14 protein-coding genes, 1 tRNA gene and 2 rRNA genes are annotated in these 15,568 nt (G+C 49.4%); 4 read left to right on the top strand and 13 right to left on the bottom strand.

The genetic code is table 11. The annotated features are described in order from the left end of the window. Positions 1-9: 9 nt before the first annotated feature. The 3 genes from rrf (BZK42_RS17275) (at position 10) to rrf (BZK42_RS17265) (ending at position 369) form a co-directional block, all read left to right on the top strand. Positions 10-125: ribosomal RNA gene (gene rrf / locus BZK42_RS17275) — 5S ribosomal RNA — on the top strand. Positions 126-139: 14 nt separating this feature from the next. Continuing rightward, positions 140-215, top strand: a tRNA-Thr gene (locus BZK42_RS17270). 38 nt (positions 216-253) lie between these two features. Next, a 5S ribosomal RNA gene (gene rrf, locus BZK42_RS17265) occupies positions 254-369 on the top strand. 85 nt (positions 370-454) lie between these two features. On the opposite strand, the gene BZK42_RS17260 is transcribed toward rrf (BZK42_RS17265), so the two are convergent. The 7 genes from BZK42_RS17260 to BZK42_RS17230 form a co-directional block, all read right to left on the bottom strand. Further along, entirely contained in the window at positions 455-1,213 is a 759-nt protein-coding gene (locus tag BZK42_RS17260) for an amino acid ABC transporter ATP-binding protein (RefSeq protein ID WP_016154732.1), read from the bottom strand. A gap of 7 nt (positions 1,214-1,220) precedes the next feature. Beyond that, positions 1,221-2,324 (bottom strand): amino acid ABC transporter permease, encoded by a 1,104-nt coding sequence (locus BZK42_RS17255; RefSeq protein WP_047359098.1) that lies wholly within the window; start codon positions 2,322-2,324, stop codon positions 1,221-1,223. A 9-nt stretch (positions 2,325-2,333) separates the two neighbouring features. Next, positions 2,334-3,515 (bottom strand): amino acid ABC transporter permease, encoded by a 1,182-nt coding sequence (locus BZK42_RS17250; protein ID WP_046275047.1) that lies wholly within the window; start codon positions 3,513-3,515, stop codon positions 2,334-2,336. 69 nt (positions 3,516-3,584) lie between these two features. After that, positions 3,585-4,610 carry an amino acid ABC transporter substrate-binding protein gene (locus tag BZK42_RS17245; RefSeq protein ID WP_003025295.1) on the bottom strand — a complete coding sequence of 342 codons (1,026 nt, stop codon included), beginning with the start codon at positions 4,608-4,610 and terminating at the stop codon, positions 3,585-3,587. 460 nt (positions 4,611-5,070) lie between these two features. Further along, positions 5,071-5,292, bottom strand: a complete 222-nt coding sequence (locus BZK42_RS17240) for a lipoprotein (protein ID WP_046275048.1) — start codon at positions 5,290-5,292, stop codon at positions 5,071-5,073. A gap of 272 nt (positions 5,293-5,564) precedes the next feature. Next, positions 5,565-8,678 (bottom strand): efflux RND transporter permease subunit, encoded by a 3,114-nt coding sequence (locus tag BZK42_RS17235; RefSeq protein WP_016157598.1) that lies wholly within the window; start codon positions 8,676-8,678, stop codon positions 5,565-5,567. A gap of 11 nt (positions 8,679-8,689) precedes the next feature. Next, complete coding sequence (locus BZK42_RS17230; protein WP_080859568.1) at positions 8,690-9,853, bottom strand: efflux RND transporter periplasmic adaptor subunit; 1,164 nt, start codon at positions 9,851-9,853, stop codon at positions 8,690-8,692. A 413-nt stretch (positions 9,854-10,266) separates the two neighbouring features. On the opposite strand from BZK42_RS17230, the gene envR reads away from it, so the two are divergent. Next, the gene (gene envR / locus BZK42_RS17225) at positions 10,267-10,929 is read left to right on the top strand and encodes an acrEF/envCD operon transcriptional regulator (protein ID WP_080859567.1); all 663 of its coding nucleotides are present in this window, start codon (positions 10,267-10,269) and stop codon (positions 10,927-10,929) included. Between the two features lie 40 nt (positions 10,930-10,969). On the opposite strand, the gene BZK42_RS17220 is transcribed toward envR, so the two are convergent. From BZK42_RS17220 to prmA, 6 genes are all read right to left on the bottom strand, one after another. Next, positions 10,970-11,134, bottom strand: a complete 165-nt coding sequence (locus BZK42_RS17220) for a DUF2556 family protein (protein WP_003025279.1) — start codon at positions 11,132-11,134, stop codon at positions 10,970-10,972. An 82-nt stretch (positions 11,135-11,216) separates the two neighbouring features. Next, positions 11,217-12,101: an adenine-specific DNA-methyltransferase gene (gene yhdJ, locus BZK42_RS17215; RefSeq protein ID WP_047413935.1), complete on the bottom strand. Its 885-nt coding sequence runs from the start codon at positions 12,099-12,101 to the stop codon at positions 11,217-11,219. Positions 12,102-12,189: 88 nt separating this feature from the next. Continuing rightward, a complete protein-coding gene (fis, locus tag BZK42_RS17210) occupies positions 12,190-12,486 on the bottom strand; it encodes a DNA-binding transcriptional regulator Fis (protein ID WP_000462905.1) in 297 nt (98 codons plus the stop codon). A 25-nt stretch (positions 12,487-12,511) separates the two neighbouring features. Then, on the bottom strand, positions 12,512-13,477 hold the full coding sequence (gene dusB / locus BZK42_RS17205; protein ID WP_047359094.1) for a tRNA dihydrouridine synthase DusB: 966 nt from the start codon (positions 13,475-13,477) through the stop codon (positions 12,512-12,514). Positions 13,478-13,775: 298 nt separating this feature from the next. Further along, positions 13,776-14,507: a carbonic anhydrase gene (locus BZK42_RS17200; protein WP_391510061.1), complete on the bottom strand. Its 732-nt coding sequence runs from the start codon at positions 14,505-14,507 to the stop codon at positions 13,776-13,778. Positions 14,508-14,680: 173 nt separating this feature from the next. Beyond that, the gene (gene prmA / locus BZK42_RS17195) at positions 14,681-15,562 is read right to left on the bottom strand and encodes a 50S ribosomal protein L11 methyltransferase (protein WP_080859563.1); all 882 of its coding nucleotides are present in this window, start codon (positions 15,560-15,562) and stop codon (positions 14,681-14,683) included. Positions 15,563-15,568: the final 6 nt, after the last annotated feature.

Here is a 15,568-nt window from a genome sequence, read left to right as displayed (position 1 = left end):
CAGAATTTGCCTGGCGGCTGTAGCGCGGTGGTCCCACCTGACCCCATGCCGAACTCAGAAGTGAAACGCCGTAGCGCCGATGGTAGTGTGGGGTCTCCCCATGCGAGAGTAGGGAACTGCCAGGCATCAAATTTAGTGTGCTGATATGGCTCAGTTGGTAGAGCGCACCCTTGGTAAGGGTGAGGTCCCCAGTTCGACTCTGGGTATCAGCACCAGTTTTTCGGTTAAAGTTTGGCACTTAGAAAAGAATTTGTCTGGCGGCTGTAGCGCGGTGGTCCCACCTGACCCCATGCCGAACTCAGAAGTGAAACGCCGTAGCGCCGATGGTAGTGTGGGGTCTCCCCATGCGAGAGTAGGGAACTGCCAGACATCAAATAAAAACAAAAGGCCCAGTCTTTCGACTGGGCCTTTTGTTTTATCTGTTAAACGCCAGTGCTGTATCCGGCGCATGGCTTTAATGGATAACCTGCGACAAAAACGCACGCGTGCGTTCAGATTTGGGGTGAGCAAAAAACTCATCCGGTGCTGCCTGTTCAACAATCTCGCCAAGATCCATAAAGATCACCCGGTCGGCCACTGTACGGGCAAAGCCCATTTCATGGGTAACACACAGCATGGTCATGCCTGATTGTGCCAGACCTATCATGGTATCAAGCACTTCTTTTACCATTTCAGGATCCAACGCTGATGTGGGTTCATCGAATAACATGATTTTGGGTTTCATGCACAGTGAGCGTGCAATGGCTACGCGCTGTTGCTGCCCACCAGAGATTTGCCCGGGATATTTATGCGCATGTTCAGCAATGCGAACTCGCTCAAGGTAGTGCATTGCCAGAGCTTCAGCCTCTTTTTTTGGCATCTTTTGCACCCAGATCGGTGCCAGCGTGCAGTTTTGCAGGACCGTCAAATGAGGAAAGAGATTAAAGTGCTGAAAGACCATGCCAACTTCTTGTCTGACGCGCTCAATATTGCGGATATCTTCATTGAGTTCGATCCCATCCACCACAATACGTCCTTGCTGATGCTCTTCCAGATGGTTGATACAGCGGATAGTTGTCGATTTACCCGAACCGGAAGGTCCGCATAATACGATGCGTTCTCCCTGCTTTACCTTCAGGTTGATGTTTTTCAGGACGTGAAACTGTCCGTACCATTTGTTGACGTTTTCCAGCGTAATCATCGCGTCGGTAGACGGCATTAATAATTGGCTCATAAATTCCTCAGTGCGGTGTACGCCCGGTGTTAAAACGTTTTTCCAGATGTTGGCTGTAACGCGACATGCTAAAACAGAAGATCCAGTAAATCAGTGCAGCGAAAACATATCCTTCCGTCGACATACCCAACCATGAAGGGTCTACAGTTGCCTGCTGCACGCTACTGAAGAGATCAAACAGGCCGATGATGATGACCAGACTGGTATCCTTAAACAGGGCGATAATCGTGTTAACCAGACCCGGAATAACCAGCTTGAGGGCTTGCGGAAGAATGACCAGCCCTTGCGTTTTCCAGTACCCTAACGCCAGTGATTCAGCGGCTTCATACTGACCTTTTGGTAGGGCCTGTAACCCTCCGCGAACCACTTCTGCGACATACGCCGACTGGAAAAGAATCACGCCGACCAGCGCCCGGATAAGTTTGTCGATACTGGTCCCTTCGGACATAAACAGAGGAAGCATGACCGAGGACATAAAAAGGACGGTAATCAACGGCACACCGCGCCAGAACTCAATGAAAATGACGGATAAAATCCGCACGACTGGCATATGAGACCGACGTCCAAGCGCCAGTAAAATACCCCACGGAAGCGCGCCCGCAATCCCCACGGATGCAATGATAAGCGTCAGTGTTAATCCGCCCCACTGTCGGGTTTCTACGCGCTCAAGTCCGAAAAAACCACCGTACATCAACCACCAGACCACCACGGGATAAACGACGGCCCAGACGGCGATATAGCGGCCACGGTGAGGCATAGATTTCCAGAACATAGGGACGATAGAGGCCAGGCCAATGATCAGGGCCAGATTTACGCGCCAGCGCTGATCGTGGGGATAAAGTCCATACATGAATTGCCCAAAGCGTTCATGAATGAACACCCAGCAAGCCCCTGCTTTGGTGCAGTCTGCGCGGGTTGAACCGACCCAGTTGGCCTGAAAGAATACCCAGTTCAGCAGTGGCGGAAGAAATGACCAAATCAGCCAAATGCACAGCAGCGTGAGCAGGCTATTTGACCAACTGGAGAACAGGTTTTTACGCACCCAGAGTAGACTGCGGCTTGCCGGGTTACTGTTCTGACGCGAGGGGTGAGACAGCAGTGCTTTTGTCATCATGGCTCCTTAGCGCTCAATCAGTGCAATACGGCGGTTATAAATATTCATCAGCAGAGAAATGCTCAGGCTGATGATCAGGTACACCGACATCGTGATAGCAATGGTTTCAATGGCTTGCCCTGTTTGATTGAGTACCGTGCCAGCAAACAGTGAAACCATATCCGGATAGCCAATGGCGGCCGCAAGTGAGGAGTTTTTGACGATATTCAGATACTGGCTGGTTAATGGGGGAATGATGACGCGCAGCGCCTGTGGGATGATCACCTGGCGCAGTGTCACCGGATTTGGCAGACCCAGCGAGCGTGCTGCTTCATGTTGGCCATAAGGAACGGCCTGGATTCCCGCTCGAATAATTTCTGCAATAAACGCCGAGGTATACACTGAAAGCGCCAGCGTCAGGGCAGCCAGTTCGGGAATAAGCACCATACCGCCACGGAAGTTAAAACCGCGAAGGGCGGGGATATCCCAGTGAAGCGCTGCGCCAAACAGCCACTGTGAGATCATCGGTAAAAGCACGATCAGCGCCAGAGCCGTGGGCCAGGTCCGGCGTAGCTGACCGGTTTTAGTCTGGTGCATTCTGTTGTAGCGAAATAGCCCGATAGTGACGACGATAGTGATAATTACAGCGCCGCAAAAGGCAAAAAATCCTTCTCCCATTTGCGGTGCCGGAATATAGAGCCCCCGGTTACTCAGAAACATCAAGTCCAGCGCGTTAACGGCCTGACGTGGGCCGGGCAGGTTACGTAATACGGCGAAATACCAAAAGAAGATCTGCAGCAGCGGCGGTATATTGCGGAACGTTTCGATGTAGATCGTCGAGAGCTTTCGTAATAACCAGTTATCTGACAGGCGTGCCAGTCCGAGAAAGAAACCAATAATTGATGCGAAAACAATACACAGTGCAGAAACCAATAGCGTATTGAGTAGGCCAACGATAAAGACACGGCCATACGTATCGCCTTGCTCGTAATCGATCAGATGCTGGACAATACCAAATCCGGCGCTGCGATCGAGAAAAGAGAATCCCGAGGTAATACCGCTATTGTTCAGGTTATTTATCGTATTATGAATGAGATAGACCGCAATACTGACGACCACAATGACGGCAAGTATTTGAAATAACCAGGCGCGGACCGCAGGGTTAGAAAAGGATAACGATCCTTTTACGATTGAGCGGCGATGGAACATAAGAAAACCTCGGTAACTATGACTCTGGACTGAGCGCCGCAGTCGCGGCGCCCGTTACATCACTACGCATTAGCGCACCGGTGGCGCATATTGAATGCCACCGTTATTCCAGAGGTTGTTCTGTCCACGTTTGATCTTCAGTGGGCTTTCCGATCCCACGTTACGCTCAAAGATCTCCGAGTAGTTACCTACCTGCTTGATAATGTTGTAAGCCCATTTGTTATCAAGCTTCAGATCCTTGCCATAGTCCCCTTCTTTGCCTAACAGGTGCGCCATATCTGGCGTTGCAGGATTAGCCGCTTTTTCATCGACATTTTTCGAGTTAACGCCCATTTCTTCCGCATTCAGCATGGCGAACAGCGTCCAGCGAACAATGGAGAACCACTCATCGTCCCCACGACGTACGACAGGTCCCAGCGGTTCTTTAGAAATAACTTCTGGCAGGACAATCCACTCCGCAGGATTACTCAGCTTGATTCGCAGGGCGTACAACTGAGACTGGTCGGAAGCCAGCGTGTCGCAGCGTCCAGATTCCAGAGCTTTAGCTGATTCATCCGAGCGGTCAAAGGTGACAGGGGTGTACTTCATGTTGTTGGCTTTAAAGTAGTCAGCCACGTTCAGTTCGGTATCTGTTCCTGCCTGGATACAAACCGTTGCGCCATCCAGCTCTTTAGCACTCTTGAGACCCGCTTTATTGTGGGTAAGAAAACCAATGCCGTCGTAATACGTTACGCCAGTGAAAGACATTCCCATTCCTGCGTCACGAGAGGAGGTCCAGGTGGTATTACGAGAGAGCATGTCGACTTCACCTGATTGTAGTGCGGTAAAGCGTTCCTTGGCGGTGAGCGGGGTATATTTTACTTTGCTATCATCGCCAAATACGGCGGAGGCAACGCCACGACATACGTCGACATCAATTCCTGAGAACTTACCGCTTGCATCGGCATAAGAAAAGCCAGGCAACCCGTCACTGATCCCACACTGCACAAAACCTTTTTTCTTTACGGCATCAAGTGTTGCGCCGGCATGTGCCTGATTTGCAACCGCAAGCAGCACGCCGGCCGCAGCCAGGCTGGCTATTATCATCTTTTTCATAGAGCATCCTGTGTGGAGGAATTATTGTTATGGAAACGTTCTGAAAACGTCTTTTACCTGTCTGTGGCTATGGCCATACTCTTTTAAGCAAAGGTAGTGCCAGGTTTTTGCGCACGATTATTCGACGCAATATCCAGAGTGTAGACAGGAAAAAATAAATGCAGCGCCCTGAAGTGGTGCAAAATTGAAACGTAAGCCACATTTCGGCGCAAAAAATTTAAAAATCAAACCGGACGCGTGATAACGATTTCGTACGTTAATATTGATGACGTGAGAATAATGAAAAGAAAGCGCGCTGTTACGAAGAACTGAAAAAATGCTAATTTCAAATCGTGGATATGTGAGGAAAATCTATAATAATTTCATTATACGTTGAGTGCTATATACCAACGTTTTGTCTTATATGAAGATTTAATTCTTATTGCAAAAAGCGCGGTACCCACCGCGCTTTTAAGAAGATTTATTTGGTCAGGGCGACTATCCCAAGCGTCAGCCCGGCAACGGCTGCTGCGCCACCGGCGATGGCTCCGGCTGTTTCCCAGTTATCCTGCGTGGTGCCTTTCATACAGGTATTGGTATGAACCAGGCGCCCCTGATCGTCGTATACAGGTACGCAAGGAGAATCGTGTGCACAGCCGGCCAGGAATACGGTAAGCAATGCAACGGATATTAATCTTTTCATGGTGTTACCTCAAAAATAAGCGTTTCGCTAATTGAGCAAAGACAAACGCTAAGCCATCTGCGAACTCGGCGATTATTTTACCACTTCTTAAAAAAATACTGACATGAGGAATACTCTCAATTCATGTGGATTGTAAAAATAATGGATAAAAAGAAAGGTGACTGGCGAGTTTTTCAGGAAGGGTTTATCAGAAATAAATGGCTATCTTATTAATAAATAAAGAGGGGCATCTTGGGTTAAAAAGGCGTCCTAAGACGCCTTTATTTTACAAATTAAACGTTGCGCCGACTAAAACGGCGTCTGACGACAACGAAGAAGACGGGGACGAAGAAGATTGCCAACAATGTCGCGGTCAGCATGCCTCCCATTACGCCTGTACCAACCGCATTCTGCGCCCCGCTACCTGCTCCGTGGCTGATAACCAGAGGCATAACCCCCAGAATAAACGCCAGAGATGTCATCAGGATTGGACGAAGACGCATGCGTGACGCCTCCAGTGTGGCTTCAATCAACCCTTTACCTTCTTTATCCATCAGGTCTTTGGCAAACTCCACGATAAGGATAGCGTTTTTGGCGGAAAGACCGATGGTAGTCAGCAGACCTACCTGGAAGTAAACGTCGTTATTCAGACCGCGTATGGACGCCGCCAGAAGCGCACCGACCACGCCGAGCGGTACAACCAACATGACTGAAAATGGAATAGACCAGCTCTCATACAATGCGGCGAGACACAGGAAGACGACGATTAACGAAATAGCGTATAACGCAGGTGCCTGATTGCCGGAGAGCCGTTCCTGATATGACATCCCCGTCCAGTCATAGCCGATACCGGTTGGCAGCTGTGCTGCCAGGTTTTCCATGAGCGCCATGGCTTCACCGGTGCTTCGACCCGGCGCGGCCTCTCCCAGTATTTCCATTGATGGCATACCGTTGTAACGCTCCAGGCGGGGTGAACCATAAATCCAATGCGACGAACTGAACGCAGAGAATGGCACCATTTCACCATTCCCACTACGTACGTAGAGATTGTTGATGTCATTGGGTAACATACGGAACGGCGCGTCAGCCTGAACGTATACCTTTTTCACTCGGCCATGATCGATAAAATCGTTCACATAGGTGCCGCCAAGGGCCGTGGAAATCGTTTGGTTTATATCCGACAGACTTACGCCTAATGCCTGGGCTTTTTCCTGATCAATATCCAGCTTAAATTGTGGGGTATCTTCCAGACCGTTAGGGCGCACGCGCACCAGCAAATCTGGATGTTCTCTCACCATACCCAGCAACTGGTTCCGGGCTTTCGTCAGTTCTGTATGACCGAGGTTAGCCTGATCAATTAACTGAAAATCAAAGCCGGTCGCGGTACCCAGTTCAAGAATGGCAGGCATATTGAACGGGAACACCAGTCCATCTTTGATCTGGCTGAACGCCCTGGTCGCGCGTTCAACAATAGCCGTCACGCCGTTTTCATCGCCCGAACGCTCTTCCCATGGTTTGAGGCTAATAAAGACGATACCGGAGTTCTGTCCCTGGCCGCTAAAGCTGAAGCCATTAACGGTGAACACCGATTTTACGTTCGCTTTTTCCTGGTTCAGGTAGTAATTCTGAATCTGATCCAGCACCTGCTGTGTGCGCGTCTGTGTCGCACCGGCAGGAAGTTGCACCATTGTCATAAAGACCCCCTGATCCTCTTCGGGCAAGAAGGAGGTAGGGAGGCGTAAAAACAGAACAGCCATTCCGCCGACGATAAGAACATATAGCAACAAGTAGCGTCCGGTTTTGCGCAGAATACCGCTGATACTATTGCTGTAATGCCCGACGCTTTTATCGAACAGGGCGTTAAACCATCCGAAAAAACCGCCTTTCTTTTCAACATGTCCGGCGGAAACGGGTTTTAGCAGCGTTGCACAAAGCGCTGGCGTAAGAATGAGGGCGACCAGAACAGAAAGCGCCATCGCTGAAACAATGGTCAGAGAGAACTGGCGGTAAATGGCGCCGGTCGAGCCGCCAAAGAACGCCATGGGGATAAATACCGCCGAGAGCACCATCGCGATCCCGACCAGTGCGCCCTGGATCTGGACCATGGATTTCTGCGTCGCCTCTTTGGGCGGCAGTTTCTCTTCCGCCATGACGCGTTCGACGTTTTCTACTACCACGATGGCGTCATCGACCAGCAGGCCGATGGCCAGCACCATTCCGAACATCGTTAGCGTGTTGATGGAGAATCCGAATGCGGCGAGGATCGCGAATGTTCCCAACAGCACGACAGGCACTGCGATAGTTGGAATCAGCGTGGCGCGCAGATTTTGCAGGAACAGGTACATCACCAGGAAGACGAGGATGATGGCTTCAAACAGCGTTTTCACCACCTCGTTAATCGAGATTTTTACAAATGGTGTAGTGTCATAGGGGTAAACCACTTGCAAACCTTGCGGGAAGAAAGGTTGTAACTCAGCCAGCTTTGCTTTGACGCCTGCGGCAGTATCCAGCGCGTTTGCACCGGTCGCCAGCTTAATGCCCAGGCCTGTTGCAGGCTGACCATTAATTTTCGTCACCATGTTATAGTTTTCGCCGCCGAGTTCGATGCGGGCTACATCTCTGAGGTGAACCATTGAACCATCCTGGCCCACCTTCAGCGTTATGCGGCCAAACTCTTCCGGCGTTTTCAGGCGTGTCTGAGCAATAATGGAGGCATTAAGTTGTTGACCCTGGACGGATGGTGCGCCTCCCAGTTGGCCTGCGGCAATCTGATTGTTTTGCGTTCTCAGTTGATTGATAACGTCCAGAGGAGTCAACTGATATTTGTTCATTGCGTTGCTGTCGAGCCAGATGCGCATTGCGTACTGTGCACCAAACATCTGGACATCGCCGACACCGGCTGTTCGGCTTATTGCGTCTTTAACGTTAGACGCCACATAGTCGGAAATATCATCCTGCGTCAGATTGTTATTATCGGAGACAAAACCCGCCACCATCAGGAAACCGCTACTGGATTTCTCGACGCTGATCCCCTGCTGCTGTACTTCCTGTGGCAGTAAGGGCATCGCTAACTGTAATTTGTTTTGCACCTGGACCTGTGCGATATCCGGGTCAGTACCCGACTCGAAAGTCAGAGTAATGGTGACGCTCCCGGAGGAATCGCTGGTGGAGGACATATACATCAGGTTATCGATACCGTTCATATTCTGTTCAATAACCTGCGTAACCGTGTCTTGTACTGTCTGCGCATCCGCACCTGGGTAGGTGGCAGAAATAGCGACCGCAGGAGGTGCAATGGTCGGATACTGTGCAACGGGCAGTTGCATGATTGCCAGAGCCCCTGCCATCATCAGAATGATGGCCAGAACCCAGGCAAAAATAGGGCGATTGATAAAAAAGTTAGCCATGTCCGGTTACCTTATTGCGCAGTTTTTGCGGCTGGAGTTTCGGTATCGGTGGTTGCTTTAACCTTTACGCCGGGACGCGCTTTCTGCAATCCGCTGACGATAACCTTATCGCCAGGCTGTAAGCCCTCGCTGATTAACCACTTATCACCTATCGCCTGAGTAGCAACGACGGTGCGAGCCTCGACCTGACTCTTGTCATTGACAACCATCACCGTTGCATCGCCGCGTGGCGTACGCGTTACCCCTTGTTGGGGAACGAGAATGGCATTCGGCTGGACGCCTTCATCAATACGAGCACGCACAAACATGCCCGGCAGCAGCGTGTGCTGTGGGTTAGGGAATTCGGCCCTGAGGGTGATGGATCCGGTACTTTCATCAACGGTGACATCAGAGAACTGCAACGCACCTTTCAGCGGGTACGACTGACCATTTTCCATCACCAGTTCGACGGTACTGCTGGCGCTGTCTTTATGCAGGCTCCCTTGCTCAACGGACTGTTTAAGGCGCATAAAGTCATTACTGGACTGTGTTACGTCGACGTAAATAGGATCAAGTTGTTGCACGGTAGCAAGCTCAGTTGCCTGGCCATTCGTGACTAATGCGCCTTCGGTGACGTTAGATTTACCGATACGTCCGCTAATGGGCGATGTCACTTTGGTGTAGGCCAGGTTGATACGAGCGCTTTCGACCGCCGCTTTTGCCGCGATAACGGAGGCATTGGCCTGGCGAGCATCAGCAATGGCCTGATCGTACTCTTGCTGGCTGATGTACTTAGTGCCAACCAGCGGGACATAACGTTTTACCGTTAAATGTGCTATAGCTGCTGCCGCTTCACTCTTTGCCAGTTCGCCTTTGGCGCTGTCGTAGTCAGCCTGGTAAGTCGCAGGATCGATCTGATAAAGCGACTGACCGGCTTCAACATCGCTTCCCTCGGTAAAATTCCGTTTAAGTACAATCCCGCTGACCTGAGGACGGACTTCAGCAATACGAAATGCTGTTGTGCGCCCTGGTAATTCGGTCGTCACGGCTAAAGGAGCCTTTTCGACGACATGGACAGTCACCTGCGGCTCTGCGGGGTGAGCTTGTGTTTCTCCCTGATCGTTACAACCGGCGAGTAATACAGCGGACATGATGATGAATGAGGGCAGGAGTGAAAACCTGGCATTTTTCGTCATTTCTATTCCTTAAAAAACCGAACGCTCGTTATTAACCGGGTAACGCAGAGGCGATAACGCGCACAAGTGAAAATAATGGTTGGCTATCCTACAAATTATTAGCTTGCGATGTAAGCAATACTTATTTATGGGCGCGATACACGGCACGTAAAAACAAAAAAGGATTAATCTTCGGTTGTTTCATTATGGTTTTAATAGTAATGCTATGATGCGCATAAACACATATTGAAATAAGTATTTGGTTGGTGAATATATTGGTGGTTGTTATTTGTTTTGTTTATTCGTGTGCAATGTCCATAATTAACCGTTTTAGAACTCGTCTAAATAAACGCTAAGTGATACATTTGTTCCGTTTAGCAAATATTACATAAGAAAGTTAATCATTCTCTACCTTACCTCAGACAGTCGAAACCATGGCCAGAAAAACGAAAGCTGATGCCCTCAAAACACGACAGCACCTGATAGAAACAGCGATTATGCAGTTTGCCGTGCGTGGTGTTAGCAATACGACGTTAAACGACATTGCGGATGCCGCCAGCGTGACGCGGGGGGCGCTCTATTGGCATTTTGAAAATAAGACGCAATTGTTCAATGCGCTATGGTTACAACAACCTTCATTACGCGATCTTATTCAGGATAAGCTTATTGGTCGTTGGGGGGATAATCCTTTACAGCGACTGCGTGAAAAGTTTGTAGTGGGATTGCAATATATTGTACAGAATCCTCGCCAGCAGGCATTAATGCAAATTTTATATCATAAATGTGAATTTCATAACGATATGATATCAGAACAGACCATTCGCGATAAAATAGGTCTCAGTCATCAAAGCATTCGTGATTCACTGCAAAAATGCGTGGATGAAAATCTGATTGCTACCAGTCTGGATTTAGATGTCATCATCATTATTCTGCACGGTAGCTTTAGCGGAATAATAAAAAACTGGTTAATGAATCCAGTGAGTTATGATTTGTATGGGCAAGCACCAGTATTAGTTGATAACGTATTAAAAATGTTAAGCCCAGATGGCTGTGTAATGCAATTAATGCAGAGTGAAAATCAGCCAGGGGAGTTTTAGCCGCCAGGGCCTGACGGCTGTCGATGTATTTTTCGTCGTGCTATTCGAGGTCGACGCAGTTGACCAGCTTGAGGGGGTTCACAGAATTCATATTCCGGCACTTATCGTGCTCCGTTGTCATCAGCTCTATCCACTGAATGAGCAGCGCATCAAAGAGAAAAACGAAGACCGCAAAAACAACCAGCCACCAATACTTGCGAATCATTACCAAACCCTGTGTATTCATGCCCAAGCGTGCAGGGAATATACACGAAATCTGCAAGCTGAAAAGCAGACTTACAATGCCTTTACTTTGCTGAAAGATCGCCGCTCTTTGCTGTTAATCGACTCTTTTTAGACAGATTTTTTGTCTTCCGCTTTTTCACCTTTGCAAGTTCATTCTCTGAAAAATGCGAACCAATGCTCATTCTTCTGAGCCCCATTTTTACGTACTCGGCATTGATTTCAATCCCGACAAACTTGCGACCTAATTCCACGGCAGTGGCACCGGTAGTGAAGCTACCGGCAAACGGATCCAGCACGCTGTCATCTGGACTGGAGGAAGCCAGAATGATGCGTTCAAGGAGGGCTTTGGGTTTTTGAGTCGGGTGATTTTCGTATTCGTCCATCAGATAACGAACGCGTGGAAACTCCCAGACATTGCCTGGTACTTTTTTCTGGTTGTAAGGTTGGGGCGGGTTCTTTCTGTAGTCTATCAGTGCACGTTTAGCGCCCGTTTTGGCTTCAACCAAAATATCATCACGATTAAACGTGTAGTTTTTCTGATCTTTTACCATCATCAGAAGCGGTTCATACATCGAACCAAAGTGATTTTTGGCCTGCACCCCGGAGCTATCGTATGACCACACGATACGGCTCTTGATGGTAAAGAGCTGGCGGCATTTGAGATCTATGTACGGCATGTTCTCCGTACTGTTCATGATGTACATGGTGCCGTGTGGTTTGAGAATGCGATGGCACTCGTCAATGCACTCAAACAGCCATGCCAAAAATGCCTCTTCGTCCCAGGATTCCACCATCCCGTCAAAGTCTTTACCGATGTTATAAGGTGGGTCGGCGAAAATGAGATCGACGCTTTCTGACGGCAGCTTTTTCAGTTCGGTCAGAGCATCACCCAGGATTATCTTTTTAGATTCATCGCCAAAATAGACAGGTTCACATCTTGCGTTCATCGCCAAAGCCTCCCGTGTGACGTTAATAAAAAAGGCGCTTCCCCATGCCGAGTAGCGCCTTTTAAAACAAACATTTCGCTGATTAGTATCAGTTCATGCCGTATTTTTTCAGTTTTTTACGCAGCGTACCACGGTTGATGCCCATCATCAGGGCAGCACGGGTCTGGTTACCGCGGGTGTATTGCATCACCATGTCCAACAGGGGCTGTTCTACTTCAGCCAGTACCAGCTCATAGAGATCGTTAACATCCTGACCATTCAATTGAGCAAAATAGTTCTTCAGTGCCTGTTTAACCGAGTCACGCAGGGGCTTTTGAGTTACCTGATCCTGAGAGTTAACGGTAGAAACGGTCAGTACGTCAGAATTTACGCGTTGTTCGAACATAGTTCTGTCAGCTCTTTATTTCTGTTTACGCAAAATTTTCGAAGTATGCCTCCAACGCCACCAGCTGTTCGCTGGAATCTTCAATGGCGTTGAATGTGCGCCGAAACTGGTCATCCGGAGCGTGTTCCTGGAGATACCAGGATACGTGTTTACGCGCAATTCGGTACCCTTTTGCCTGACCATAAAAGTCGTGCAGTTCCCGAACGTGCGCACAAAGCAAGCGCTTCACCTCTGCCAGAGGCAGCGGGGGCAGCAGCTCCCCAGTGTCCAGATAATGCTGGATTTCCCGAAAGATCCAGGGTCTTCCCTGAGCTGCACGTCCTATCATCAGGGCATCCGCCCCCGTATAGTCGAGTACAGCTCTGGCTTTATGCGGGTCAGTAATGTCGCCATTCGCGATAATCGGAATGGAAACTTTCTGCTTAACTGCCCGAATACTGTCGTACTCAGCATCTCCATTGAACAAACAGGCGCGGGTGCGTCCATGAATGGTCAGAGCCTGAATGCCACAGTCTTCAGCCAGTTGGGCAATCTCTACGCAGTTACGGTGTTCCGGAGCCCAGCCGGTGCGAATCTTGAGTGTGACAGGAACGTCCACTGCATTGACGACCTCGGTTAGTATTGATTTCACTAGATCCGGGTACTGCAAGAGGGCTGAACCTGCGAGCTTGCGATTCACTTTTTTAGCCGGACACCCCATATTGATATCAATAATCTGGGCGCCGCTTTCCACGTTAATACGTGCGGCATCGGCCATCTCAACAGGGTCGCTACCGGCAATTTGCACCGTGCGAATTCCTGGCTCATCAACGTGCACCATCCGTAAACGAGACTTGTCACTTTCCCAAACCTGCGGGTTAGAAGACATCATCTCGGATACCGTCAATCCTGCTCCCATCTCATAGCACAGCGTCCTGAATGGTCTGTCAGTGATGCCAGCCATAGGTGCTGCGATCAGGCGATTTCTGAGCTGGTATTGTCCGATGCGCATGAGTTAAGAAATGACCATACTGTGACTGCAAGGCGGCGTATATTACGCATTTTTCGCACGAGATGAAAGGCCAAACTTTGACCAATCCACTGAGGTGGATCAATGAATTGCCGTAAATATGAACGCATGAAAATATTTAATCATATAAATCATTGCATTATAAAGATGTGTCGATTTTATATACACATATAATTTTGCGTAACTTCTCATTTTTTCTTCAGCCGCAGAAGGTGCTGGCAAGATATTCTGCTGAATTAATCAGCAAATTGTCTCGCCATTGTGTGATCTCTACCTCATTTTAGTACAGGATCTCGATATCTCCTGAATGGCTGTCGATGATCTTGCGTTCATTTACTGGCTGCGGTGGGCGATTGTTCGCAGGCCCAACAATGTAGTGAAATTTATCCAGTTGTTCGGCGGAAAGGGCAACAGGCGTTTTCAGGACAGTCCAGCTGACGCCTTCAGTACAGGGAGGTGTAGTTAGCGAACCACTATAGCGCCAGTAGGTTTTATCGTCGGGTAAAAGTTGGTTGATATCGACTGGCGAGAAGATGGGCATACTGTTGTCCTCCATGGTTGGAAATGACTCCCACAGATTTTGAATCGCCTGGTTAGGTTCGCCGACGTCAAACATGACCGCCACGATAGTGACGTCTCCGTGTTGGTTTTTGTGGACTAACTGCAACTCCAGCGGATAGGTTTTACCGTTGAAGGTATGCTCGCTCGGGGCGTGAAAATCTAATTGTTTTAGATAATAAATCTTTCCATCAACTTCAATGGAGTTTGAGGTATAGCTACTCATTGTTGCCTGCAGAGTATGGTTAATGCTCTGAAATCTTGTCGGACCATCAACATATCGCATGTTGAGTGAAGGAAGTCCAAGTTTACGAGTTTTGGCGGTCTGGATATCAATGGGTGATTGATTTATTCCGGTCTGGCACGTTGCATACTCTTTGCTGATTTCTCCCCACTGTGCGGGACCAGATTCTCCGCTATAACCCCATGGCGCGGCCAGCGCGGTCAGTGGCATCAGGTATGCTGTCAGTAAAGTTGTGATAAATAGGTTGAAGCGCATACGTTTACTCAACGAAAATCAATATAAATATTAACAAAATCAATAAATTATTATATCGCTGGAGAACGTCTCAGTATGCTGGTCAATTGTCTGAAAATGGCGTGGTCAGGCAACCACGCCGGAAGGGATTATTTTTTCTGACCGGTAATGCGGCACCACTCTTCTTTCTCGACAACCGGATCGAGCGTAAAGAGTTCGGCATAGGCCTCACAGACGCTTTCCGCCTGGCTGGCAAGAATGCCAGAAAGCCCCAGTAAACCGCCCTCAACGGGCAGTACGCTGATTAACGGTGCCAGTTCACGTAATGGGCCTGCGAGGATGTTTGCGACCACCACGTCGGCTTTCATCGCCTCTGGCTGGTCTTTCGGCAGATAAAGCTCCAGACGCTCAGAAACGCCATTACGCTGGGCGTTATCACGGCTGGCCTGAATTGCTTGCGGATCGATGTCTACGCCGATGGCTTTTGACGCACCCAGCTTCAGTGCCGCAATGGCAAGAATGCCGGAGCCGCAGCCGAAGTCGATGACGGTTTTGCCGTTAAGATCGAGACCGTCCAGCCATTGCAGACATAGGGAGGTGGTGGGGTGAGTGCCGGTACCAAACGCCAGACCCGGGTCCAGCATCACGTTGACGGCATTCTCATCCGGGACATCGCGCCAGCTTGGGCAAATCCACAAACGTTCACCAAAGCGCATCGGGTGGAAGTTATCCATCCATTCGCGTTCCCAGTCTTTGTCTTCGAGCTGTTCGATTTTATGCGCGAAGCCTGCACCCAGCAGCGGATGCTGCTCCAGGATGGCAACCACTTCTTTCATGTCGGTTTCTGCATCGAACAAGCCGATAACGTCGGTATCTCCCCACAGGCGAGTCTCGCCCGGCAGAGGCTCAAATACCGGCGTATCATGCGTGTCCTGGAAAGTAATGGAAACGGAGCCCGCTTCCATCAGCGCATCGCTCAACTCTTCAGCGTTGGCACCGGTCGTGTTCAGTTTCAGTTGGATCCATGGCATGGCAAA

This window comes from Citrobacter braakii (assembly GCF_002075345.1).
Lineage (GTDB): Bacteria > Pseudomonadota > Gammaproteobacteria > Enterobacterales > Enterobacteriaceae > Citrobacter > Citrobacter braakii.
Note: the sequence above shows the minus strand (reverse complement) of the source record. Positions and strands in the feature narration are given on the sequence as shown.